The following is a 23,949-nucleotide window of genomic DNA, read 5'->3' on the forward strand; positions in this document are numbered from 1 at the left end:
CCGGCGAGCAGCGCTGACAAGGGCGGAACCTCCTACTGCTGGTCCCACGCAACGAAGGCGTCGACCACCTCCTGTGGGCGCTCCAGCGGATAGAAGTGGCTGGCGTCCAGATATTCCCAGGTGGCGTGGGGCATGATGCGGGCCAGCGCCACGCCGGAGACGTAGGGCGGCTGGAAGGGGTCATGCACGCCCCACAGCAGCATCGCAGGCTTGTTCCACATCACCATCTGAGGTGAGGCCTCAAGGGTGAGGCGGTTATCCATGGCCTTGAGGTACTCGATGAAATGGTTGCGGGTCGACTCGTTCTCGGCATAGTTGCCGTAGAGGTCCTCGAGGATCTCGTCGGTCAGGGTCTCCTCCGGCTGCATGAGACCTGCCGAGGCGAAGTTCTTGACGATCTCGCGGACGTTGTCGGCACTGAAGATCTGGCTGGCCTCGGCGGACTTGGCCTTGGCGATGGCGGCGTTGGCCTCAGGGACCGGCCACATGTCGAGCACGGCGGAGTTGCCGATCACGATCTTGCGGACCTGGTTCTGCTCCTTGAGCTCGGGATCGGTCACCATGATCTGGGCGATGCCGCCTCCCAGGTCGTGGCCGAACAGGATGTAGGGGCCGGGCATCACCTGATTGGCGAAGTCGGTCATGATTTCGGCCTGGCCCTTGAGCGAGTGGTCGGCATCCATGGGGCCGTCGGTGTAGCTGAGCCCGAGTTGGCCGGGCGCGAAGACGTGATAGCCCTGTTCCGCCAGCAGCGGGCCCACCCGGGAGAACAGCACGCTGTTGAGCGGAATGCCATGGATCAGCATGACCGCCGGGTCACCAGGCTCGCCCCATTCGCGATAGGCGACGCGAAAGTCTCCTACATCAGCAAACTGACGGCCGGGCATCTCGTCGGCAAAGGCCGCAAGTGGTGTGACGGCAAGCGGTGTGATGGCAAGGGCGAGCGACAGGGCAAGGGCGTTGATCGTGCGGATGGGCATGGCGGCTCCTGGGACGGTTATCGATAGCGCTGGCGCCGATGAACACGGTCGTGATGGCGGTGGCGCAGGCACGAGTGTCAACGGCGGTGCTGACATGGGAGACGGTGGCCGGCCGAGGGCCGAGGCCAGTCGCTTCAAAGGCACTTCATACTCTAGATCAGCGTTACCCGATAAGAAGCCCCCCTGGATTGTCCAAGCATGTTTGAGCATAACGTGATGAAAGCTCGAGTCTGTGCCTTCTCTCCGAGGCCTGTGCCTCTTCACCATGGTCGGGGCAAAAAGAGCGCAAGATCGAGCACCTACCTCGAAAGGTGAGTGCCATCTTCGAATTCAAACGCGCTAGCGTGGTAACCGAATCCATGAAATAGGGAGCTTGGCCGTTGAACCATCAAGGGACTGAAAGGTGCGTGCTGGTGACAGGGGCGTCGTCAGGGATCGGCGAGGCGATCGTCACCGCGCTGCTCGAGCAGGGGTTTATCGTCTACGCAGGCGCTCGTCGGGTCGAGCGCATGAGCCACCTGGCTGACAAGGGCGCCCGGGTGCTGTCGCTGGATATCACCGACGCCGACAGCATGGCCGCGGTGCTGACACGTATCGAGCGCGACGGCGTCGAGCTCGATGGGTTGGTCAACAACGCAGGCTACGGCAGCTATGGCGTGCTGGAGGAAGTCCCGATCGAGGAGGCCAGGCGTCAGTTCGAGGTCAACGTGTTCGGGCTGATGGCGTTGACTCGGGAGGTCTTGCCCGGCATGCGACGTCGACGGCGCGGTCGCATCGTCAATATTGGCTCCATGGCCGGCCGTATCTGGTTTCCGGTGGGTGGCTGGTACCACGCCACCAAGTACGCGTTGGAAGCGCTGAGTGATGCCCTGAGGGTCGAGACGCGCCCCTTTGGCCTGTCCGTCAGCCTGATCCAGCCCGGGGTGATTCGCAGCGAATGGGCGGCGATTGCCCGCAAGCCCTTGTGCGAGAACCCTCCCGAGGCGCCCTATGCGCGGATCAAGCGTGGCATGGCCGCCATCCTCGCCGATCACTCCCGGGCCGGCACCCCCGAGATGATCGCCGAGGCGGTGGTCCATGCCCTGACCGCCAGTCGCCCGCGTCGACGCTACGCGCGGCCTCGGGACGCCAGGATATTGATCTTCCTGCACTGGCTTTTACCCACCTGGGCGTGGGAGAGAGGCGTCAGGTGGTTGCTGGCACGCTATGCCCGCAAAGCGAGTGACGACAACGGCTGCGGTGCTAGTGTCGACGGAGACGAGGCCGGCCCTGACAGCGGCCCGGAAAACAGCAACGAAAGCGGTAATCCACGCGACGGCGAACAGCGGGGTGAGGCGGAAAGCTGAGCCGACGCCGGTCAGAACAACGTGGAAAGCATCAAGGGAAGCATCGAGGGAAGCTACAAGGGAAACCACGAAGGAAACGACAAGGGCCCGCCATGCTCAGGCGGGCCCTTGTGATTGCCATGCCGGTTACAGGCGGCTGGCGGGGCGCAGATCGTAGTCGAAGTACTGCTCCATCAGTCGCTGGAAGGTGCCGTCGGCGTAGACCTCGTTTAGAGCCTGGTTGAAGGTCTCGGCCAGGGCTTCATCGCGGGGGCGCACGGCGATGGCGTTGCCGCGCCCGAAGATCGATTCTGGCGAATTGATACGCTCGCCGACCTGGGTGAAGTCGCCATCCTCGGCCTTGATATCCAGCGCCTCGATGGCCACCGGGTAGTTGATGAAGGCCAGGTCCAGACGCCCGCTTTCCATGTCGAGGGCGACCTCGTCGGCGGTGGCGTAGCGACGGATATCGAGGGTGTCGCGATAGCGCCCGGTGATGTAGGTGTCCTGGGTGGTACCGCGCTGGACGCCGACGGTCATGCCCTCGAGGCTTGCCAGGTCTTCTGGGTCGACGGCCTCGCCGCGACGGGCCACCCAGACCTTGGGCGACATGGCGTAGGGCTCGCTGAAGCGAACCTGGCGTTCACGCGCTTCGGTGATGCGCATCGACGACAGGATGGCGTCGTACTTGCGTGCCAGCAGGCCGGGGATGATGCCGTCCCAGCCCTGGACGATCCACTCGCAGTCCAGTTCGGCGCGTTTGCACAACTCGTTGCCCAGATCGATCTCGAAGCCCGCGAGTTCGCCGTTGGCATCGCGGTATTCGAACGGTGGATAAGGCACATCGACGGCGATACGCACCTGGCGAGCCTCGTCGGCGAAGGCGGCGGGCATCGTCAGCATCGTCGCGCAGGCGATGGCCAGGGGGGACAGCAGACGCTGGGAGAAAGAGCGCATGGGGAACCTTATCGTCAGGGAAGAAGGGGGAGGGGTTATCGTTATGGTGACCGTCGACGGGGCCAGCAGGGCCCCGCCGAGGGTCTGTCGGGTGAGTTGCACCCAGGCCGTCAGGCCGCCTGCAGGCGCTTGGCGCGACGGTGGTGACGTACCGCCAGCACGATCGACAGTGCCGCCAGCAACAGCAGGCCCAGCGAGATAGGACGGGTGAAGAACAGCATCCAATTCTCGTCGGACATCAGCGCGCGGCGCAGGTTGGTCTCGGCGATGGGGCCGAGAATCACGCCCAGTACCAGCGGTGCCAGCGGGTAGTCCAGCTTGCTGAGCACATAGCCGAAGACGCCCACGCCGAGCAGCAGGTAGACGTCGGTGACCCGGTTGTTCAGCGCGAAGGCACCGATCACGCAGCACACCAGGACCACCGGCACGATGATCGACTTGGGCACCTCGGTGACGCGCAGAAACCAGCGCATGCTGAACAGACACACCACCAGCACCATCAGCGCGGCCACTAGCATCGCCATGAACATGCCGTAGACCAGATCACCGTGATCCATGATCAGGCGCGGACCGACGCCGATGCCATGGACCATCAGCGAGGCCATCAGCACCGCGTCCACCGCGCTGCCTGGGATACCGAGGGCGATCATCGGAATCAGGCCGCCACCGGAGGTGGCCGAGTTGCCGGACTCCGAGGCGATCACCCCTTCCGGCGTCCCGGTGCCGAAGGCCTCCGGGGTCTTCGAGGCGCGCTTGGCCTGGTCATAGGCCAGCAGGTTGGCGATGCTGCCGCCGGCGCCGGGCACCGCACCGATGAACACCCCGACCAGTGAAGAACGCACCAGGTTGACCGGATAGCTTAAGGTTTCCTTCAGCGCCGCCATGGGGTTGAAGTTGACGTCGTCGGGCATCAGCGCCTTGCCGTGCTTGACGCCCTCGGCGTCTTCCACCTCGGACAGCAGCTGGCTGACGGCGAAGATACCGATCAGCACCACCAGGAAGGGGAAGCCGTTGGCGAGCAGGTCCGAGTCGAAGGTGAAGCGTGCCACTCCCATCATCGGGTCGGAGCCGACGGTGGCAATGAACAGTCCCAGCAGGCCGGTCATCAGGCCCTTGAGCATGGACTTGCCGACCAGGCTTGCGACCACCGTCATGGCGAAGATGATCAGCGAGAAGTACTCCCAGGCGCCCAGCTTGACGGCGATCAGTGCCAGCGGTGGGGCGGCGATGATCAACACCACCACGCTGACCAGCGCGCCGAAGAAGGAGGCCCAGATACCCAGCGCCAGGGCGCGGCCAGGCTCGCCCTTGCGCGCCATCGGGAAGGCGTCGAAGGTGGTCGCCACCGACGACGGCGTGCCGGGGATGCCGAGCAGCGCGGCGGAGATCAGGCCGCCGGTATAACCGCCGACATAGACCGCCAGCATGGTGGCCACGCCCTGCAGCGGGTCCATGGTGAAGGTCAGCGGCAGTGTCAGCACGATGGCCATGGTGATGGTGAAGCCAGGAATCGCCGAGGCGATGACACCGGCGATGACACCCAGCAGCATGGCGATCATGGTCGAGAGCGTAAACAGTTGGTCCATGCCGGACAGCAGCGCATCCATCATGAGCAATTTCCTCGAGGAGTCGTTGCCGCCTCAGCCGAACAGGCCGCGGGGCAGGCTGATGACGAAGACGTCGCGGAACAGGGTGTCGACCCCGAGCGAGAACACCAGGGCGACCACCACAGCGATGGCCAGGGCCTTGAGCGAGCGCGCGCCCAGAAGCCATTGACCCGCCAGCAGGAAGGCCAGCGAGGCCAGGCTGAAACCCAGCCAGGGCAGGGCGATGATGTACACCGCAAACAGCGCCAGCACAGCGAAGGCCAGCCGGTGACGCCAGATCCAGGCGCCGACCTGGCCGCGCTCACCGGCGCTCTGGCGCAGGAAGGCACGCGCCTCCTTGAAGGCGATGGCCAGGTTCAATGCCACCAGCGCCGCCAGTACCAGCCGCGGGAAGCTGCCCGAACCCAGTGGTTCCCACATCGACGATGGCAGCGCCTGGGCCCTGACAAAGAGCGCGGTGAACAGCGCCGCCAGGGCGATGTTCAACAGCACATGGGCCAGGGGACCACCCCGGCCCGGGGCGTGCCGCTCCCCGGAAGGGGAGCGGTCGGTGGTGCTCTGGCTCATCGTGCAAGCTTCCCTGACAGACGCTCGATGGTGGCGTTGCTGGTCTCGAGGTACTCGGCGAACGCCTCGGGGCCTTCGAACACCACACTGGCGCCGGCGTTGTGTACCGACTGGGCGAAGGCCTCGTCCTGGCTCATGGCCTCGAAGGCCTCGGCCAGGGTGTCGATGCGTTCTTCCGGGGTGCCCTTGGGTGCCAGAATGCCGCGAATGATGTTCAGCTTGAGCTCAGGATGGCCGAGCTCGGTGAAGGTCGGTACGTCCGGCGCTTCGGGCTGGCGCTCCTCGCTGCCCACCGCCAGGAATCGCAGGTCACCGTTCTTGACGAACTCGCCGCTTGAGGAGATGTCGCCGATGGCGGCGTCGATGTGGCCGCCGACCAGGGCGCGGATGCGCGAGCCGGTGCCCTCGAAGCCGACGTAGCGGAATTGCAGGTCTTCGGCTTCTTCAATCATGGCGGCGTGGATATGCGGCACGCCGCCCAGGGTCACGCCGAAGCGGACCTCACCCGGATTGGCCTTGGCGTACTCGACGAACTCCTCGAAGGTGGTGTAGGGCGCGCCGGCAGGAACCGTCAGGTACTGGGGCGACTGGGTGACGCCGGCCACCGGTTCGAAGTCATCGTAGTTGAGCGGAGTCAGGCCGGTGTGGTGGGCCACCATCAGACCTTCGTGGACCTGACCGATGGTGTAGCCGTCGGCGTCACGCCGGGACAGTTCCTTGAGGCCAGTGGTGCCGCTGACCCCGGGCATGTTGATCACGGGGATCGGCTGACCAAGCTGGGATTCGGCGTGGTTGGCGACCAGGCGCATCAGGGTGTCGCTGCCGCCACCCGGCGACCAGGGCACGATGAATTCCACCGGCTTGTCAGGGTAGGCGTCCTGGGCCACGGCCACACTGGCGGCGGCCAGGGCGGAGGCAGAGACCACCAGGGCCAGCGCGGTCCGGGTGCAAGAGCGGCGGGAAAGAGCGATCTTTGACGGGGTACGGTGCAGGGTCATGGGATTGTCCTGTGCGTTGAGGGCTTTTGTCAGTGATTGTTGGATTGGGTGGTCGGGTTGATTGTTATGGGTGGATCGAAGGTCACGCGTCGTTGTTGTGGATGGATCGGTGGTGTCGTGTCGTCTCTCAGCCCAGCAGCAGGGCGCCGTAGCCGAGCCCGAAGCACACCACCAGGGCCGGGTGTACGCGGGTCTTGAGCAGCAGCAGTGCCGCCACAGCGGCGATGATCAGGGTGTGCACCAGGCCCGAGGTCGCCATGCCCTCCTTGAGGAAGCTGACGGTCAGGTAGGCCATCAGCACCATGACGACAGGACGGACCCACTGGCTCATGGACTTGACCTTGATCGAGTCGCGGTAGCGATAGAGGGTGCCCAGGGCCGCCAGCATCAACAGCAGCGAGGGACCGACGGTGGCCAGCACCGCCACCATGGCGCCGCCGGCGCCGGCCACTTCGTAGCCGATATAGCCGGCCATCTTGGTGGCGATGGGGCTCGGCAGGGCATTGCCCAGCGCCAGCGTCTCGGCGAAACCCTGATGGGTCATCCAGCCGTAGGTGCCGACCACCTCGTTCTCGATCAGCGGAATGATCGCGGGCCCACCGCCGTAGCCGACGATATTGGGGATGAAAAAGGCCAGAAACAGCTGCCAGTAGATCATCAGGAGCGACCTCCTTCAGGGGCGTTGCGGGGCTTCTCGGGCCTGAGCAGAGCGGCGATCAGAATGGCGCCTATGATCAGCCCTGGGTGTACGCCAAGACCATAGATCAGGCCTCCGGCGGCCACTCCCATGATCAGGGTGGCGACCACGCCGAGCCCGGCCCGGGACTTCTGGAAGAAGTCGAAGGTCAGCTGGGCCATCATCACCATCACCACCGGCACCACGCCCAGCCCCATGCCCTGCACCCAGCGTTGGTCGCCGTAGCGACTGTAAAGGCCGAGCAGCGCGATCATGGCGAAGATTACCGGCACGATCACCGCCACCACCGCATTGATGGCGCCGAACACCCCGCCGACCCGATAGCCGATGTAGCCGGCCATCTTGGTGGCGATGGGCCCCGGCAGGGTATTGCCGATGGCCAGGACATCGGCGAAGGCGTCGTCGTCCATCCAGGCGTGGCGCTTGACCACCTCCTGGTGGACCAGCGGAATCATCGACGGACCGCCGCCGAAGCCGAAGATGCCGATGCGAAAGAAGGCGGCAAATAGCGAAGCTTGTACGCTCATGGGTCAGAGCACCGCGATGGTGGCGTCGGTGCGGGGCTCGGTGCCGCCACAGTAGATGCCGGTCTCGGGGTCACGCAGGATCACCTGGCCACGGCCGTAGCTGCGGCTGTCGGTATCCACCTGCATGCGATGACCACGGGCCGCCATGGCACGTACCAGCGGTGCCGGATAGCCGTGCTCGATACCGATGGTGCGACCGCCCATCCACTGCCAGCGCGGTGCGTCCAGCGCCGACTGGGGGTTGAGGCCGAAGTCGACCAGGTTCATCACCACCTGGACGTGGCCCTGGGGCTGCATGAAGCCACCCATCACGCCAAAGGGCCCCAACGCCTTGCCGTTTCGGGTCAAGAAGCCCGGGATGATGGTGTGGAAGGTCTTCTTGCCGGGCTTGAGCACATTGTCGTGGCTCTCGTCGAGGCTGAAGTCGTGACCGCGGTTCTGCAAGGCGATGCCGGTTTCCGGCACCACGATGCCGGAACCGAAGCCGTGATAGTTGCTCTGGATGAAGGACACCATGTTGCCGTCCGCATCAGCAGTGGCCAGATAGACGGTGCCACCGGCCCTGGGCTTGCCCGGCTGCGGGTCGATGGCCGCGTCCTGGATCAGCTCGCGACGGGCCTCGGTGTAGGCGTCGGACAACAGCTCCTCGACCGTGTAGGTCATGGCCTGTGGCTCGCTGATATGGGTCTTGCCGTCGGTGTAGGCGAGCTTCATCGCCTCGAGCTGACGATGCAGCAGTTCCGGGTCGTCGCGGTGGGACGCCGGATAGCCATCGAGCAGGCGCAGCGCCATCAGCGCCACCAGGCCCTGGCCATTGGGCGGGATTTCCCAGACGTCGACGTCGCGGTAGCGGGCCGAGATCGGGGTGACCCACTCGGGCTGATAGGCCGCCAGGTCGTCCTTGCGCAGATAGCCGCCGGTGCGACGCGAGAAGGCGTCGATGGCCTCGGCCAGCTCGCCCCGGTAGAAGCTCTCCGCCTGACTCTCGGCGATGGCCTCCAGGGTCCTGGCCTGGTCTTCATTGCGAAACCACTCACCGGCGTCGGGAGCGCGGCCATCGAAGGTAAAGGTGTCGAACCAGGGCTGGGTGGCTTCGCCTTCGAGGTGCTTGTGGAAGGTCGCGGTGTCGCGCTGCCACAGGCTGGCGATGACCGGTGACACCGGAAAACCGTCGCGGGCCAGGCGAATGGCGGGTTCGAGCAGGGTCTTGAAGTCCAGCTTGCCGAAGCGGCGCGACAGTTCGGCCCAGGCGGATGGCGTACCAGGCACCGTCACCGGGGTCCAGCCGTAGAGCGGGACCTTGTCGTGGCCGGCCTCGACCAGCGCTTCCCGGTTCAGCGCCTGGGGCGCCACGCCGCTGGCGTTGAGCCCGTGCAGCTCGCCGTTGCCCTGATCGTCGTTGGCGATCCACACCAGCGCGAAGGCATCGCCGCCGATGCCGCAGCCGGTGGGCTCGACCACCGTCAGCGCGGCGGCGGTGGCGATGGCGGCGTCCACCGCGTTGCCGCCGCGGGCGAGCATATCGCGGCCGATCTGCGCGGCCTGGGGCTGGGACGCCGCCACCATGCCATCGCGAGAATAGGTCGGGCTGCGCCGGGACGGGTAGGGCGTGGCATCGGGGTCGGGAGTGGACAGGGAGCTGGGGTTCGCGCGCTGGGAAGACATGGCGTCTCTCTTCAAGGTGGCTGACTCGAGGTCGCTGATCCAAGCTGGATCGGGTCAATCGTTATTGGTGTTAAAAATCGATTTTATGACCCGACTATGCCGCGCCCTCGAAAGGCCGTCAATCCCCTGAAGAGCGATCCAACGGTTCGGGGCCCGGCAAGGCGGGCCCCGAGTATGATGGCGGGTGTGATGTTCATCGTGGCCGCGATCCAGCGGTGACGCAGGCCCTGGCGGAATATCAGGCCCCGGAGGCGGAGCCGGCCGGCTGGCGCTCGTCGCTGCCATGACCCAGGGTCAGGCCGGTGAGTACATAGAGCAACGAGAAGGCGATGGCGCCGTAGCAGAGGATGGCGTAGACGAAGAAGTCGGCGGTGGCGACCCCCAGGGTAGCGGCGGTGAAGGCGCCGGTGACGCCCCAGGGCACCAGCGGCGACAGGGTTGTGCCGGTGTCCTCGAGGATACGTGACAGGTTCCTGGTCGGACTGCCACTGCTGGCGACCAGCGGGCGCAGCAGCGGGCCAAGCAGCGAGAAGGTCACGTAGTAGCTGCCGGTCAGCAGAAAGGCCAGGCTATGCAGCGCCATGGAGCCACCGAGCACCTGGCGCCGGCCGGCGTGGCGTTGGGCCAGGTAGGCGATGGCAGCGTCCAGGGTGCCGGCACTCTTGAACGGGGCCCCCAACACGGCGGCGGCGATCAGCACCGCCACGGTGGACATCATGCCCTGCAGGCCACCCCGGGACAGCATCTTGTCGACCATGGCGACCCCGGTATCGGCGACGAAGCCTGCGTTCATGGCGGAACCGATCTCGGAAAGGCTCGCGCCCTGGAGTACCACCGCGATCAGCGCCGCGCTGACGATGCCGAGCATGAAGGCTGGCAGCACCGGCTTCTTGGCCAGGATGCAGCCGAACACCACCAGGGGCGGCAACAGGGTCAGCAGATTGTCGCTGAAGGTGGCGGCCAGGGTGTCGATGATCGCCTGGGTCTGGGTCGACATGCCGTCACCGGCGAGGGTCGCCCCGGAGGTGGCGACGTCGCTGCCGAGCCAGGCGTAGACCGCCAGGGCGATCAGGTAGGCCGGCAGGGTCGAATACAGCATATGGCGGATGTGGGTGATGATATTGACCTCGCATACCGCCGAGGCCATCACCGTGGTATCCGACAGCGGCGACAGCTTGTCGCCGAAGAAGGTGCCGGTGACGATGGCGCCAGCGGCGTAGGCCGGGGGAATGCCGAGTCCCTGCGCGACCCCCATCAGCGCCACGCCGATGGTGCTGAGGGTGCCCCAGGAGGTCCCGGCCATGACCGACATCAGCGAGCATGACAGGCAGGCGACGACCAGAAAGAGCCCCGGCGTCAGCGACTCGAGGCCCAGGGTGACCATGGCAGGAATGGTGCCGGAGAGCATCCATACCCCCACCATCATGCCGACGCTCATCAGGATCAGGATGGGTACCAGCATGGCCTGGATGCCCTTGAGCAGATCACTTTCCAGACGGGACCAGGCGATACCCCAGGCAAGGCATAGCGTCATGGCGATGGCGCCGGCGACGATCAGCGCCACCGCGGTGGGAATGCCAAGGCCCATGATGCCGACCAGCAGACTGCCGATGGCGGCGATGAGCAGAATCAGATGGCGAGAACCAGACAGCGAGACAGCGGGCGCTGTCGAAGGGGAAGCGTCTTGGGACATGGGCGTGTTCCGAGGCTGTTGTTGTGGTGAAGGGGACAGGCTCCGCCCTGTTGGGTCAGGGCTTTCTGTGTCAGGGCTTTCTGTGTCAGGGCATTCTGTGCCAGGGCCTGTTTTGTCAGAGATATCGACCCTTGTGGAAGAAATATCTCGATCGTTGTAAGAAATATCGTCTACTGTATTTAATATCGATATTTTGGAAAAACTATGGCCCAGCGCTTGGCGAACGTCAATTGCCGACGTACTCTGCAAGCCTGTTATTTGCGAGTGTTGTCATGATCAATTCCCAACCAGCCGAGGTGGCGGCGAGCGGCGAAACGGCGGCGAGCCAGGTGTTCAGTGCGCTGAAGCAGGACCTGATCCGTGGGCGTTTCGCGGCGGGGGAGAAGCTCGCCATCAGCGCGCTGAAAGAGCGCTACGAGGTGGGGCTGAGCCCGCTGCGGGAGGCGCTCAACCGGTTGGCCGCCTACGGCCTGCTGGAGCAGCACAATCAGCGCGGCTTCCGGGTGCCGCCGCTGTCGGCGGAAGAACTCGAGGATATCTCTCGGCTACGTATGCAGCTGGAGTGCATGGCGCTGACCCAGGCCTTCCAGGAGGGTGACGCCGAGTGGGAGTCGCAGTTGCTGGCCGCCAGCCATCGTCTGTCGCGGGCCAACAAGGCCCAGGGCGAGATCGAACAGTGGGAGCAGGCCCACCAGCGTTTTCACCGCACCCTGTTGGCGCCCTGTGGTTCGCACTGGCTGTTACGCTTCATCGAGCAGTTGCACGATCAGTTCGATCGCTATCGTCGTCTGGCCCCGGGCAACCCGGAGATTCGTGACCGCCTCGATGCCCAGCACGGCGAGCTGGTCGAGCTGGCGCTGGACCGGCGTATCCACGATGCCCGCTACCTTCTCGAAGATCATATCCGTCAGTCCTGGGAGGTCGCCAAGGGCGCCTGCGAGCAAGGCTGAAGGCTCGTCCTGTCGGCTGCTGGAAGATGCGCTGGAGGACGCGCTGGAAGAGGCGAATGGCGCGTCAGTTCCCGGAGGTCGCCAGGGGCGCCTGCAAGGGGCGCCTTCAAGGGATGCCTGCGACGGATGGCAGCGCCTAGCGATTGGAAGGATGCAGCTCGAGGTAGCGATTCTTGGAGGGCAGCAGGTGCTGACGGCATAGCTCGCGCAGCGCGTGGCGGTCCTGCTGTCGGATCGCCTCGATCATCGCCTGATGCTCGTGGCGCGCCCGGGACAGGCTGTGGCTGTCGGCGATGGCGATAAAACGAATGCCGTGGGCCTTCTGGGCGAACTCGTTGATGGTCTCGTAGAGGTAGGGATTGCCGGTCGCCGCGAACAGGGTGCGGTGAAAGGCGATATTGAGGTGGAATACCCGTCGCAGATCATGGGCGTCCACGGCGGTGCTGTAGCGCTGGTGGATGTCCTCGAGCTCGCTCAGCCACTGCTCCGGCGCCGGTAGTGGCAGGGCGTCGACACCGGCGAGTTCGAGGATCTCACGCATGGCGTAGAGCTGCTCGACCTCTTCGGGCGTGTAGGCCTTGACGAAGGCGCCGCGGTTTCTGATGCGTTCGACCAGGCCGATGCTCTCGAGCTGGAACAGCGCCTGACGCACCACGTGGCGCTTGCAGTCGAAGCGCTCGATCAGGTCCTCCTCGACCAGTCGCTCCCTGGGGTGCAGACGCCCCAGCACGATGTCCTCCTCGACACTGCCGACGATGTCCTCCGCCACGCTGGTGGCGCTGGGTCGACGGGTGCTGTTGGAAGGGTCCTGCACGCTGACCTGGCTCATCTCGCATCCTCTGCGATCACGATGGTGAAGCGGCGACGAGACGGTCCCGTCGCCGACTCCAGTCTATCAATAGCGCTCACCGCCTTCATCGGCTCGAATGACTTTCCTCACTCCTGGGTCGGCACGCGACAGTGGGGCTCGGGGCGGCACACCTTGAAGTCACAGCCCTGGTCGGCCTGCAGGATCTGCTCCATGAATAGCCGACGATAGCCGAGCATCGGTGGCTGCTCACGCGGCGGGGCCGTGGTCTCCTGGCGGCGGCTCTCCAGGGTCTGCTCGTCCACTTCCAGCGAAATACGGTTGGCAGAGACGTCGAGTTCGATGATGTCGCCGTCGCGAACCAGGCCCAGCGTTCCTCCTTCGGCGGCCTCCGGCGATACGTGCAGCACGATGGTGCCGGCGGCGGTGCCGCTCATGCGTCCGTCCGAGATGCGCACCATGTCCTTGACGCCCTGGGTGGCGAGCTTCTTCGGGATCGGAATGTATCCGGCCTCGGGCATGCCCGGGGCGCCCTTGGGGCCGATGTTGGCCAGCACCAGGACGTCGTCGGCGTTGACGTCCAGGTCCGGATCGTCGATGCGCGTCGCCAGATCCTCCAGCGAATGAAAGACCACCGCCCGTCCGCGATGCTGCATCAGCTCCGCAGACGCCGCCGACTGCTTGATGATGGCGCCGGCCGGGGCCAGGTTGCCGCGCAGCACGGCGATACCGCCTTGTGCGTAGACAGGACGGGAGCGTGGGCGCACCACCGGCTGCTCGACCAGATGCACCGCCGCGTCGATGTTCTCGCCCAGGGTGCGACCATTGATCGTCATGGTGTCCAGGTGCAGCAGCGGCTTCAGCTCTCGCAGCAGCGTCGGCAGGCCACCGGCGCGATGCAGATCCTCCATGTAGCCCTCGCCGGAGGGCTTGAGGTCGACCAGCACCGGCGTCTCGCGGCTCATGCGATCGAAGGCGTCCAGGTCGATGTCGATGCCCAGCCGACCGGCGATGGCGGTCAGGTGGATTAGACCGTTGGTCGACCCACCCAGTGACAGCAGCACCCGCAGGGCATTTTCGAAGGCCTTGGGGGTCAGGATCTGGGAGGGCGTGACCCCGTCACGGGCCAGCCGTACCGCCTCGGTCCCGGACTGCTCGGCGATGCGCTGGCGGTCGGCGTAGACCGCCGGCGCGGTGGCGCTGTTGGGCAGCATGATGCCCAGGGTCTCGGCCAGGCAGGCCATGGTGCTGGCGGTGCCCATCACCGAACAGGTACCCACGGTAGGCACCAGCTTGTCATTCACCTCGCTGATCTCGGCGTCGTCGATGTCCTGGCCTCGGTAGGCCGCCCAGTAGCGACGGCAGTCGGTGCAGGCGCCGACCCGGGTGCCGCGATGGGAGCCCGACAGCATGGGCCCTGTGACCAGCTGGACGGTGGGTATATCGGCGCTGGCCGCCGCCATCAGCTGGGCCGGCACCGTCTTGTCACAGCCACCGATCACCACCACCGCATCCATCGGCTGGGCACGGATCATCTCCTCGGTGTCCAGCGCCATCAGGTTTCTCAGGTACATGCTGGTGGGGTGGGCGAAGGACTCGTGCAAGGTGATGGTGGGGAACTCCACCGGCAGCCCGCCGGCCAGCATCACCCCTCGCTTCACGCTCTCGACCAGCCCCGGCACGTTGCCGTGACAGGCGTTGTAGCCGCTGTAGGTGTTGGCGATGCCGATCACCGGCCGTGACAGCGCATCGTCGGTATAGCCCATGCCCTTGATGAACGCCTTGCGCAGAAACAGCGAAAAGTCGGCGTCACCGTAGTTGGTCAGGCGGTTGGACATGCCCCGGGTGGCGTTGTTGTGGTTGTTGTCTGAGTCCTGGCTCATCGATCGGTCCTCGTATCCTTATCGCTGGCGCCGAACAGCCCCTTCGCAGGAGGGCGTTGCGTCGTGGTTCGCTAGCTAGGTTAGGACGAGAAAAGATGGTTAACAAGATTATTGACAATTTTGTTGGCGAGCGACTACGTTGAATCTGGCAGTCACGACGTGCCCGGCGCCTTCGCCCCGACTCAGCGCCCCAAGACAGCGCCCCAGCGTCCTGAGACAGGGCCCAGCGCTCGGAGACAGCGCCTGAGCAGGGGCGCGATGACCGCGCCCGTCGCACGTACCAGTGCATGACAACGATAAAGACAACGACAACCGCACAAGAGGTGCAGCCATGAAACACCGTGGAGCTTACGCCGCCATCCTTCTGTCGACCCTGCTTCTGCCCGGCGCCGCCATGGCGGAGTACTCCGCCGGCGACGAGATCAAGGTGCTGCAGGGATTCAAGGCAGGCGGGGGCAGTGACGCCCTGGCCCAGCTGACCCAGCCGTTCCTGCGCGAGTCGCTGGGAGTGGACTTCGTCAACGAGTACCTGCCGGGGGCTACCGGAGCCATCGCCTGGACCCGCCTGGCCAAGCAGACCGAGGCCGACGGCACCACCATCAGCATCACCAATACGCCGATGCTGATGACCAACTACATCATGAACGACACCATCACCTACTCGGTGGACGAGCTGACCCCGATCGCCAATGTGGTGACCGACCCAGGCATTATCGTGGTACCGGCGGAGAGCCCCTACGAGACGGTGGAGGAGTTCCTGGCCGCCGCCGAAGAGAATCCGGGCACCATCACCGTGGGCAACTCCGGCGTGGGCGGTGACGACTTCTTCTCCACCATCCTGATCGAGCAGGCCTCGGGGATCAGCTTCCAGAAGGTGCCGTTCCAGGGTGACGGACCTTCGGCCACCGCCGCCATGGGCGGGCAGATCGACGCCAGCTTCAACAACCTGGGCAACGTCTACGGGCACATTCAGTCCGGTAGCCTGAGGCCGCTGGCGGTGTTTGCCCGCGAGCGCCTGTCGATGCTGCCCGACGTGCCGACCCTGAGCGAGAAGGGCATCGAGGTGGTGGCCGGCTCCTCACGTGGCTACAGCGCACCGGCCGGCATCCCCGATGAGGCGCGCCAGCAGCTGATCGACGCCTTCGAGGCACTCAAGACCAACGAGGAGTTCAAGAAGGTCGCCGAGGAGCGGGCCATGAACCTCGATATCCAGACCGGCGACGACTATCGCCAGATGATCGAGGACATGGAAGGCCAGTTCGAGGAGATCTGGGCCAGCGTGAAGGACGAGATCAACGGTTGATCGGTGCGCTTGCCGACGGGCCAGGCCCGTCGGCAAGCGACCGAGGGAGTCATACTGATGAAACTCAGTCGCCTGCTGTTTGGCCTTTTCGCCCTGGGGGTGGCCACGCTGTTCGGGGTCACCTCGCTGGGCTATCCCGACGCCGCGGCGCGGATGCCGCTGATCTACGCGGTGGTGGTGGGGCTATTCGCCATCGCCATGATCGTGCAGGAGTTGACCGCGCATTCCCGCGCGCGGGCCCAGGCCTCGTCGAGCGCCGCGCCCACCCTCGAGGGCAGTCAGCTGGCCGAGGGCGAACTCACCGAGGGCGATAGCGCGCCCGCGCCGCCCGCGCCGCCCGCCAGGCCGCTCAAGGCGATGGCGGTGTTCGTGTTCGCCGCCGTCTACATCTACAGCATCTCCTGGCTCGGTTATGTGGTCGCCACGGCGGTCTTCATGGGCCTGTCGCTGTGGCTGGTGCGCCATGTGTCGCTGCGCTTCAGTCTGATCGGCATCGCCGGTCTGATCACCGTGGTCTGCCTGGTGTTCATTGGCTTTCTGGGCCTGCCCGTGCCGCTGTTGCCACCGCTGTTTTAAGTCCTGTCGTGCGCTTCGCCACACCGATCGGCTTCGCTGAGGTCGTCATTGCACCCGCGCGAACCTGGAGCCTGACCCTATGAACGACTCGCTTGTGATGGTGGGGCTGAGCAACGTGCTCACCTTCACCAATATTGCGCTGATCCTCGGCGGCACCCTGCTGGGGCTGTTCGTCGGCGCCATGCCGGGGCTGTCCGCCACCATGGCGCTGGCGTTGCTGTTGCCGCTGACCTTTACCATGGACCCGGCGACGGGGCTCAGCATGCTGGCCTCGCTGTACGTCGGCGCCTCCTACGGCGGCTCCATCGCCGCCATCCTGCTGCGGACCCCAGGCACGCCCTCGGCGGCGGCAACGGTGCTCGACGGCTTTCCGCTGTCCCAGCAGGGGCAGGCGGGCAAGGCGCTGGGGGTGTCGCTGTTCGCCTCCTTCTTTGGCGGCCTGATGAGCGGTATCGCCCTGCTGACCGCCGCACCGTTGCTGGGGGTGCTGGTGTTGAAGTTCGGCCCGGTGGAGCTGTTTGCCATCGCCGTGCTGGGCATCACCATCATCGGCTCGCTGTCCCAGGGCTCCATCGTCAGCGGGTTGCTGTCCGGCATCATGGGGCTGTTGCTCAGCACCGTGGGCATGGACCTGATCACCGGCACACCGCGCATGACCTTCGGCAACATCAACCTGTTTTCCGGCATCGAATTCACGGTGGCGCTGATCGGGCTGTTCTCGATTCCCCAGGCGTTGATCCTGATCGAAAACGCCCACGACAGCGACAAGGTGGCCAGCAAGATCACCGATCGGCTGGTGCCGCGGCTGAAAGAGCTGCGCACGCTGATGCCCAACATCCTGCGCTCCGGCGGCATCGGTATCGTCACCGGCCTGATCCCCGGCACCGGCGGCGACACCGCGAGCTGGTTTGCCTACAACGAAGCCAAGCGCTTTGCCAAGGACAAGAGCCGCTTTGGCAAGGGCGACATCGCCGGCGTCGCCGCCCCCGAGGCCGCCAACAACGCGGTGGTCGGCGGCGCACTGATTCCGACCATCGCCCTCGGCATTCCCGGCAGCTCGTCCACCGCCATCCTGCTGGGAGCGCTGATGGTCCAGGGCATCCTGCCAGGCCCCAACCTGCTCACCGACTATGGCGACGTCACCTACACCCTGATCTGGGCGGTGATCTTCGCCAATGTCGGCCTGCTGGCGGTGGGGCTGATGTTCACCCGGCTGTGCGTCGGGGTGACCAAGGTGCCGGACAGCTTCGTCGCCTGCGCCATCATCACCCTGTGCGTGATCGGCGCCTTCGCCATCAACAACAGTCTGTTCGAGGTGGGGCTGATGCTCGGCTTCGGCCTGTTCGGCTACTGGATGAACAAGGCCGGCATCTCACCGGCGCCGATGGTCATCGGTCTGATCCTGGGGCCGGTGATGGAAACCAGCTTCCAGCAGTCGATGCTGATCGGCCAGAACAGCCCGATGATCTTCGTCGAAAGCCCCATCGCCATGGTGCTGCTCGGCATCGCGGTGCTGTCGATCCTCCAGGCCACGCCGGTCTTCCGCTGGCTGCGAAGCTCGTTGCGGCGCGGGGCACGCACCGGCTGATCGAGGCGCTGTCACCGCTTCAATAGCGGTGACAGCGCTTCATCCACGCCTGCAACCACGCTAGCGACAACCACAACAATATCTTGAAAGGAGCCCACCATGACGCGTATCAGCGACGTCCGTGCCCGCACCATCAGTGTTCCGCTGGACCATCCCACCAGCTTCTCCAATCGTCAGGTGTTCAAGCGCGACTACGCCCTGGTGGAGGTCGAAGGCGACGACGGCGTGGTCGGGATCGGCTTCTGCTACGGCGGCAACAATGCCGGTCTGCTGGTATCACAGGCGGTTCGTGAGCTGCTGAGGCCAGTACTGCTGGGGGCCGACGCCCACGCCACCGAAGGCCTGTGGCAGGCCATGTATCAGGAGTCTCTGCTGCATGGTCGCTGCGGCTCGGTGATGCGGGCCATCAGCATTCTCGACACCGCCCTGTGGGATCGCAACGCCCGGGCGGCGGGGCTGCCGCTGTACAAGTACCTGGGGGCGAGTGACAGCGACAGCGTCCCGGCCTACGCCAGCGGCGGCTACTACCTCGACGGCAAGACGCCGGAGATGCTGGGCGAGGAAATGGCCGGCTACGTCGCGCAGGGCTTCAAGGCGGTGAAGCTGAAGGTGGGCCGCGAGGACCTGGCCGGGGAGGAGGCGCGACTGGCGGCGGTGCGCGAGGCGGTCGGCCCCCATGTGGCGGTGATGATGGATGCCAACAACGCCTGGCGCGACCTGCCATCTGCGCTCGAGTTCATGCGCATGGCCGAAGCGTACTCGCCGTTCTGGATCGAGGAGCCGTTCAGCCCCGACGACATCGACAACCACCGCCGTCTGGCCGAGCGTACCCCGGTGCCGGTGGCCACCGGCGAGATCGAGGCCGGACGCTGGCGCTTCAAGGAGCTGCTGGACAAGGAGGCGGCGATGATCCTGCAGACCGACGCCGCGGTGTGCGGGGGCATCACCGAGTTTCGCCGCATCACCGCCACGGCGTCGAGCTACGGGGTCGAGGTCTATCCCCACTGGTTCCATGACCTGCACGTGCACCTGGTGGCCTCGGCGCCCAACGCGCGCATGGTGGAGTTCTTCGCCGATGACCAGGTCCTCAACTTCCGCCGGCTGATCGACACCCAGCTTCAGTTCTCCGACGGCAACCTGCTGCTGCCGAGCGCCCCGGGCCTTGGCTTCAACTTCGACAGCGAGGCGCTGGAGCGCTACGCCAGCGAGCCCTGGTCGTGACCCGTCGTCATCGGACGCTGGTCGGGCGGCGCCCGACCCCGATCGAGCGCTCCACCCCATTTAAGGAAATCGCATCATGACAGCCACCAACCTGTCCCATGCCGGCGACGCCTGGTCGCCGGTGATCACCCCCTTCACGTCGGATCTCGCCGTCGATACCGAGCGCTTCGTTGCCCACTGCCGCTGGCTTGACTCCCACGGGGTCGGACTCGCGGTGTTCGGCACCAACTCCGAGGCCAACTCGCTGACCCTTGGCGAGAAGCGCGAATTGCTCTCACAGCTGGGACAGGCGGGCATCGATCCCTCCCGGCTGATGCCGGGCACCGGCCACTGCGCCATCGACGATACGGTTGCGCTGACCCGCGACGCGGTGGCCATGGGCGCGGCCGGAGTGCTGATGCTGCCGCCGTTCTACTACAAGGGCGTCAGCGACGAGGGCCTCTATCGCTACTATTCCGAGGTCATCGAGCGGGTAGGCGATGCGCGCCTGCGGCTGTATCTCTACCATATTCCGCCGGTGGCCCAGGTGCCGCTGTCGATCGAGCTGATCGCACGGCTGCGCGAGGCCTTCCCCGAGCTGGTCGCGGGGATCAAGGACAGCGGTGGCGACTTCGCCAACACCCAGGCACTGATCGACGCCTTCGGCGCCAACGGCTTTGCGGTGTACGCCGGCAGCGAGCGTTTTCTGCTGGATACGCTGCGCGGCGGGGGAGCGGGCTGCATCAGTGCCACCGCCAACGTCAATCCGGCGGCCATCGCCGGGCTCGCCGCCGACTGGCAGACAGCCGAAGCCGATGAACGCCAGGCAGGGTTGAACGCCATGCGCGATCTGTTCGAGCACTACCCGCTGATACCGGCGATGAAGGCGGCTACCGCACATTTTTCGGGACAGGCGTCCTGGGCGACGCTACGCCCGCCCTTGATTGAACTGGCGTCAGGGCGTCGCCAGGAGCTGATCGCGGCGCTGGAAGAGCGAGACTTCGCCATGCCGGGACTCAAGGAGGAACAACATGGATAAAGCACCCGCTGCCCGCGATCGTGGTAAGGCGCCTCGTATCGTCGCCCTGAGGCGGCTGGGCGAGGAGGAACTCGCGGCCTTGAACGAGGTGGGGCAGGTGGACTATTTCGAGGATCTGAACGAGGGCAATCGCGAGGCCTTCGAGGCAGCGATGGCCAGCGCCCACGGTCTGATCGGCGGCAAGCTCGAACTCGATGAGGCGATGCTCGAGCGCTCGCCTCATCTCGAGGTGGTGTCGACCATCTCGGTCGGCTATGACCAACTGCCGCTCGAGGCGATGAATCGTCGGGGCATCCTGCTGTGCAATACCCCGGACGTGCTCACCGAGACCACCGCAGATACCGCCTTTGCCCTGATCATGGCGACCCAGCGGCGGCTGGTGGAGCTGTCCTGCATGGTGCGGGAAGGGCGCTGGACGTCTCATGTCGGGCCCGACCAGTTTGGTCACGACGTGCACGGCAAGACACTGGGTATCGTCGGCGCCGGGCGTATCGGCGCGGCGATCGCCAGGCGCGGCGCGCTGGGCTTCGGCATGTCGGTGCTGTACACCGCGCGGGCACCGAAGCCTGAGCTCGAGCAACACCTCGGCGCCGAACACTGCTCCCTGGACGAGCTGCTCGGGCGTGCCGACATCGTCTGTCTGGCGGTGCCCTACAGCGATGACACCCATCACCTGATCGACGCCGACGCCCTTGCCCGGATGAAGCCCTCCGCCGCGCTGATCAACATCGCCCGGGGCAAGGTCGTCGACGAGACGGCACTGATCGAGGCGCTGGAACAGGGCACCATCCGCGCCGCCGGGCTCGACGTCTTCACCCGGGAGCCGCTGGACGCCGACTCACCGCTCGCGCGCATGGACAATGTGGTGGTGCTGCCGCATATCGGTTCGGCCACCCACGAGACCCGTGCGGCCATGGCGCGGCGCGCGGTGGACAACCTGATCGGCGCGCTGGTCGGCGAAGGCCCGGTCAACGCCGTCAACCAGGCGTCCTGGCGAGCAGGGAGGGCATCATGAAGCGACGTCTCGAGCGCATCCTGAGTCTGGACGACTTCGAGCGGGCGGCGCGTCGCCACCTGCCGCGGCCCCTGTTCGGCTATGTCGCCAGCGTGGCCGAGGAGGGCGAGACGGCAAGGGCTGGTCGCGAGGCCTTCAATGAAGTGCACTGGCTGCCCCGGGCGCTGGTCAATGTGTCGTCGATTTCCACCGAGGTGGAGCTGCTGGGGCAGCGGTTTTCGCAGCCCTTCGGTATCGCCCCCATGGGCATCAGCGCGCTGACCGCCTACCGGGGCGACATGGTGCTGGCAGAACAGGCCCAGCGTGCCGAGATCCCGATGATCGTCAGCGCCTCCTCGTTGATACCCATGGAAGAACTCGCCGAGGCCACCGGTGCGGACTGGTTCCAGGCCTACCTGCCCGGCACCCTGGAGGGCATCGACGCCCTGCTTGAACGGGTCATCCAGGCCGGCTACAAGCGTCTGGTCATCACCGTCGACTACCCGGTGCCGCCCAACCCGGAAAACCATCGTCGCTCGGGCTTTTCGAGCCCCTTGAAGCCGAGCGCGCGGCTGGCCTGGGATGGACTGACTCGCCCTCGCTGGCTCACCGGCACCTTCCTGCGCACCCTGCTGCGTCATGGCGTTCCCCACTTCGAGAACAACGCGGCGACGCGCGGGGTGCCGGTGCTGGCGAAGCACGCCGCGCGCGACTTCGCCGGCCGGCGTCATCTTGACTGGTCGACCCTCGAGCACGTGCGCTCGCGCTTTCCCGGCCAGCTGGTGGTCAAGGGGATCCTGCATCCCGACGACGCACGCCGGGCCTGCGAGGCGGGCGCCGACGGTCTGATCGTGTCCAACCACGGCGGTCGCCAGCTCGACGCTACGGTGGCGCCTATGACCATGCTGCCCGAGGTGGTGAAGGCGGTGGAGGGCAAGGTTCCGGTGATGATCGATGGCGGCTTTCGCCGCGGCGGCCAGGTGCTCAAGGCGCTGGCGCTGGGGGCCGACTTCGTGTTCGTCGGCCGGCCCTTCAACTATGCGGCGAGCGTCGCCGGAGGGGCGGGGGTCGCCCACGCCATTCGTCTGATGAGCGAGGAGATCGAGCGCAACATGGCGCTGCTCGGGGTAACCGCCATCGACCAGCTCGGCCCCCACCTGCTACGCCGCAGGGAAGGTGGCACGGCGGGTGCCACGACAGCCGCCGATACGGGTGTCGGGGCAGGCGTCGAGACCGGCGACAAGGCATCCGACTGAGCCGCTCGCGCCTGATGTGCGTCAGGCCCCGTGGTAGCCCTTTTGCTCGGGCTCTTCATCGGCGTCATCGGTGGCTGCTTCGGGCAGTTCGGCCACCCACTCCATGGCCGCGCTGTGTTCCTTGTGGGAGAAGGTGCGGATCTCGATCTTCCTGACCAGCTTGTCCTCGAGATGGGCGATGTGCTTGATCCACTCCTTGTCGGTGATCACCGCGGCGCGATGGTAGTGGTCAAGCTCGCCGATCTGGGTTAGTCCATAGCCCAGGTCACGCAGCAGCGCGGTCAGGGTCATCCAGCGCAGGTTGTCGAGTTCCGCCACCAGGCTGACCTTGGGGCAGCGCTTCTTGGTCATTTCGATCAGATCGATGGCTTGCTGGAGTTCCTGCGCGGTCACGGTACCGCCGGCGCGGATAGCGACCACGTGTTCGGCCGGGTGGGGAATCTGCTCGAGCATCTTGAATCTCCTTGTCGGGGACGGCGGGACTCACGTCGCGATGCAGCGTGACGGGATTTTCTCAGCATAGTCGCTGTGGCATCCATGGCGGCCGATCTTCCGTGTTCGACGCCAACGCTTTGCCGTCCTTGCACTCGGTCGTAAGGCCTGACGTAACGATAGCGACAACGACAGGTAGGCCCCGACCTTGCTTCGAACGTAGCGATAGATACAGGTGTGAACACAGCAATGTCGGCGCCATGACCAGACCAGGCATCATCATGCAAAGGAGGGTGGCGAACATGCAAGCGGATGGAGAGAAAGGCCAGACGGTGGGGTGGGCGAGCTGGGCCTTGGCCTTCGGCCTGGTGGGGGCACTGGGCTGGGTCGCGCCGGCCCATTCACAGCAAGCCCAGGCAGCCGACACGTCATCCGGTCAGGCAACCGTCATCGAGTTGACCCAGGTCGGCTGTCAGTTCCTGGAAAGCGAGAACGGCACCGATCACGGCATTCACCCGCAGAGCAAGGCTGACTGCGAGGCCTTCAACGACGACACCGGTGAGGCGCGGCTGGCAGAGGCCAGGGTGCTGAAAGTGCCCGCCGGAGACTATGTGTTCCGGGTCAAGAACGAGGGCGTGCCCTATGACCTGGGTTTCTGGCTGCGTGGCGACGGCCTGCTCAACCGCGCTCGGCTACCCAGCGTATCCGGCGGCGGCCTCGGCACCGGCCAGACCGGGGATTTCGCCGTCAGCCTGGAACCCGGTGAATACGTCTACTCCTGCCCGCTGAATCCGACCCTGGACTATAAGCTGGTTGTCGAAGGCTAAGGATAAAGCGGAAGGCTTGCGCGGCAAGCACCTGCGCTCGTCGACAATTCGGGCCATGCCCAGGCATGTCGGTGATC

The 23,949-nt window shown here is 65.6% G+C and carries 22 protein-coding genes; 10 read left to right on the plus strand and 12 right to left on the minus strand.

From position 1 onward, the window contains the following. Window positions 1-32: 32 nt before the first annotated feature. A complete protein-coding gene (locus tag KUV74_RS16670; RefSeq protein ID WP_222516904.1) occupies window positions 33-980 on the minus strand; it encodes an alpha/beta fold hydrolase in 948 nt (315 codons plus the stop codon). Window positions 981-1,387: 407 nt separating this feature from the next. On the opposite strand from KUV74_RS16670, the gene KUV74_RS16675 reads away from it, so the two are divergent. After that, window positions 1,388-2,326: an oxidoreductase gene (locus KUV74_RS16675; protein WP_222516905.1), complete on the plus strand. Its 939-nt coding sequence runs from the start codon at window positions 1,388-1,390 to the stop codon at window positions 2,324-2,326. 126 nt (window positions 2,327-2,452) lie between these two features. On the opposite strand, the gene KUV74_RS16680 is transcribed toward KUV74_RS16675, so the two are convergent. The 8 genes from KUV74_RS16680 to KUV74_RS16715 form a co-directional block, all read right to left on the minus strand. Continuing rightward, a complete protein-coding gene (locus KUV74_RS16680) occupies window positions 2,453-3,262 on the minus strand; it encodes a transporter substrate-binding domain-containing protein (RefSeq protein ID WP_124804274.1) in 810 nt (269 codons plus the stop codon). Window positions 3,263-3,372: 110 nt separating this feature from the next. Continuing rightward, a complete protein-coding gene (locus KUV74_RS16685; RefSeq protein ID WP_249743023.1) occupies window positions 3,373-4,872 on the minus strand; it encodes a tripartite tricarboxylate transporter permease in 1,500 nt (499 codons plus the stop codon). A gap of 30 nt (window positions 4,873-4,902) precedes the next feature. Next, entirely contained in the window at window positions 4,903-5,436 is a 534-nt protein-coding gene (locus KUV74_RS16690; RefSeq protein ID WP_052704387.1) for a tripartite tricarboxylate transporter TctB family protein, read from the minus strand. Beyond that, window positions 5,433-6,434 carry a Bug family tripartite tricarboxylate transporter substrate binding protein gene (locus KUV74_RS16695; RefSeq protein WP_222516906.1) on the minus strand — a complete coding sequence of 334 codons (1,002 nt, stop codon included), beginning with the start codon at window positions 6,432-6,434 and terminating at the stop codon, window positions 5,433-5,435. Before KUV74_RS16695 ends, KUV74_RS16690 begins: the two co-directional genes overlap by 4 nt. A 127-nt stretch (window positions 6,435-6,561) precedes the next feature. Continuing rightward, window positions 6,562-7,092, minus strand: coding sequence for a chromate transporter (locus tag KUV74_RS16700; protein WP_045993337.1), 531 nt, complete (start codon window positions 7,090-7,092; stop codon window positions 6,562-6,564). Further along, window positions 7,092-7,658, minus strand: a complete 567-nt coding sequence (locus tag KUV74_RS16705; protein WP_222516907.1) for a chromate transporter — start codon at window positions 7,656-7,658, stop codon at window positions 7,092-7,094. The genes KUV74_RS16700 and KUV74_RS16705 overlap by 1 nt, the downstream gene beginning before the upstream one ends. Before the next feature lie 3 nt (window positions 7,659-7,661). Then, window positions 7,662-9,323 (minus strand): gamma-glutamyltransferase family protein, encoded by a 1,662-nt coding sequence (locus tag KUV74_RS16710; RefSeq protein WP_261395530.1) that lies wholly within the window; start codon window positions 9,321-9,323, stop codon window positions 7,662-7,664. A gap of 238 nt (window positions 9,324-9,561) precedes the next feature. Continuing rightward, window positions 9,562-11,016, minus strand: coding sequence for a Na+/H+ antiporter NhaC family protein (locus tag KUV74_RS16715; protein ID WP_222516908.1), 1,455 nt, complete (start codon window positions 11,014-11,016; stop codon window positions 9,562-9,564). Window positions 11,017-11,288: 272 nt separating this feature from the next. Here KUV74_RS16715 and KUV74_RS16720 point away from each other — a divergent pair, with 272 nt between their 5' ends. Then, window positions 11,289-11,966 carry a GntR family transcriptional regulator gene (locus KUV74_RS16720; RefSeq protein ID WP_045993333.1) on the plus strand — a complete coding sequence of 226 codons (678 nt, stop codon included), beginning with the start codon at window positions 11,289-11,291 and terminating at the stop codon, window positions 11,964-11,966. Between the two features lie 136 nt (window positions 11,967-12,102). Here KUV74_RS16720 and KUV74_RS16725 read toward each other — a convergent pair whose 3' ends face one another. Together KUV74_RS16725 and KUV74_RS16730 are read right to left on the minus strand one after the other, a co-directional pair. Beyond that, window positions 12,103-12,795 carry a GntR family transcriptional regulator gene (locus KUV74_RS16725; RefSeq protein WP_108447591.1) on the minus strand — a complete coding sequence of 231 codons (693 nt, stop codon included), beginning with the start codon at window positions 12,793-12,795 and terminating at the stop codon, window positions 12,103-12,105. 107 nt (window positions 12,796-12,902) lie between these two features. After that, complete coding sequence (locus KUV74_RS16730) at window positions 12,903-14,657, minus strand: IlvD/Edd family dehydratase (RefSeq protein ID WP_222516909.1); 1,755 nt, start codon at window positions 14,655-14,657, stop codon at window positions 12,903-12,905. A 331-nt stretch (window positions 14,658-14,988) separates the two neighbouring features. Here KUV74_RS16730 and KUV74_RS16735 point away from each other — a divergent pair, with 331 nt between their 5' ends. The 7 genes from KUV74_RS16735 to KUV74_RS16765 all read left to right on the plus strand — a co-directional run bounded on the left by KUV74_RS16735 (window position 14,989) and on the right by KUV74_RS16765 (window position 22,613). After that, window positions 14,989-15,960 carry a tripartite tricarboxylate transporter substrate binding protein gene (locus tag KUV74_RS16735; RefSeq protein WP_045993331.1) on the plus strand — a complete coding sequence of 324 codons (972 nt, stop codon included), beginning with the start codon at window positions 14,989-14,991 and terminating at the stop codon, window positions 15,958-15,960. Between the two features lie 57 nt (window positions 15,961-16,017). Continuing rightward, window positions 16,018-16,536 (plus strand): tripartite tricarboxylate transporter TctB family protein, encoded by a 519-nt coding sequence (locus tag KUV74_RS16740; RefSeq protein ID WP_222516910.1) that lies wholly within the window; start codon window positions 16,018-16,020, stop codon window positions 16,534-16,536. Between the two features lie 79 nt (window positions 16,537-16,615). Beyond that, entirely contained in the window at window positions 16,616-18,124 is a 1,509-nt protein-coding gene (locus tag KUV74_RS16745; RefSeq protein ID WP_045993329.1) for a tripartite tricarboxylate transporter permease, read from the plus strand. A gap of 99 nt (window positions 18,125-18,223) precedes the next feature. After that, window positions 18,224-19,345 carry a mandelate racemase/muconate lactonizing enzyme family protein gene (locus KUV74_RS16750; protein WP_222516911.1) on the plus strand — a complete coding sequence of 374 codons (1,122 nt, stop codon included), beginning with the start codon at window positions 18,224-18,226 and terminating at the stop codon, window positions 19,343-19,345. A 76-nt stretch (window positions 19,346-19,421) separates the two neighbouring features. Next, complete coding sequence (locus KUV74_RS16755) at window positions 19,422-20,363, plus strand: dihydrodipicolinate synthase family protein (RefSeq protein ID WP_261395532.1); 942 nt, start codon at window positions 19,422-19,424, stop codon at window positions 20,361-20,363. Further along, window positions 20,356-21,378 (plus strand): 2-hydroxyacid dehydrogenase, encoded by a 1,023-nt coding sequence (locus KUV74_RS16760; RefSeq protein WP_222516912.1) that lies wholly within the window; start codon window positions 20,356-20,358, stop codon window positions 21,376-21,378. Before KUV74_RS16755 ends, KUV74_RS16760 begins: the two co-directional genes overlap by 8 nt. Further along, the gene (locus KUV74_RS16765) at window positions 21,375-22,613 is read left to right on the plus strand and encodes an alpha-hydroxy acid oxidase (RefSeq protein ID WP_108132597.1); all 1,239 of its coding nucleotides are present in this window, start codon (window positions 21,375-21,377) and stop codon (window positions 22,611-22,613) included. The genes KUV74_RS16760 and KUV74_RS16765 overlap by 4 nt, the downstream gene beginning before the upstream one ends. 21 nt (window positions 22,614-22,634) lie before the next feature. On the opposite strand, the gene KUV74_RS16770 is transcribed toward KUV74_RS16765, so the two are convergent. Continuing rightward, the gene (locus KUV74_RS16770; RefSeq protein WP_045993324.1) at window positions 22,635-23,066 is read right to left on the minus strand and encodes an STAS/SEC14 domain-containing protein; all 432 of its coding nucleotides are present in this window, start codon (window positions 23,064-23,066) and stop codon (window positions 22,635-22,637) included. A gap of 281 nt (window positions 23,067-23,347) precedes the next feature. Here KUV74_RS16770 and KUV74_RS16775 point away from each other — a divergent pair, with 281 nt between their 5' ends. Continuing rightward, window positions 23,348-23,872 (plus strand): hypothetical protein, encoded by a 525-nt coding sequence (locus KUV74_RS16775; protein WP_213230607.1) that lies wholly within the window; start codon window positions 23,348-23,350, stop codon window positions 23,870-23,872. Window positions 23,873-23,949: the final 77 nt, after the last annotated feature.

This window comes from Halomonas sp. DP1Y21-3 (genome assembly GCF_019801245.1).
Lineage (GTDB): Bacteria > Pseudomonadota > Gammaproteobacteria > Pseudomonadales > Halomonadaceae > Halomonas > Halomonas litopenaei.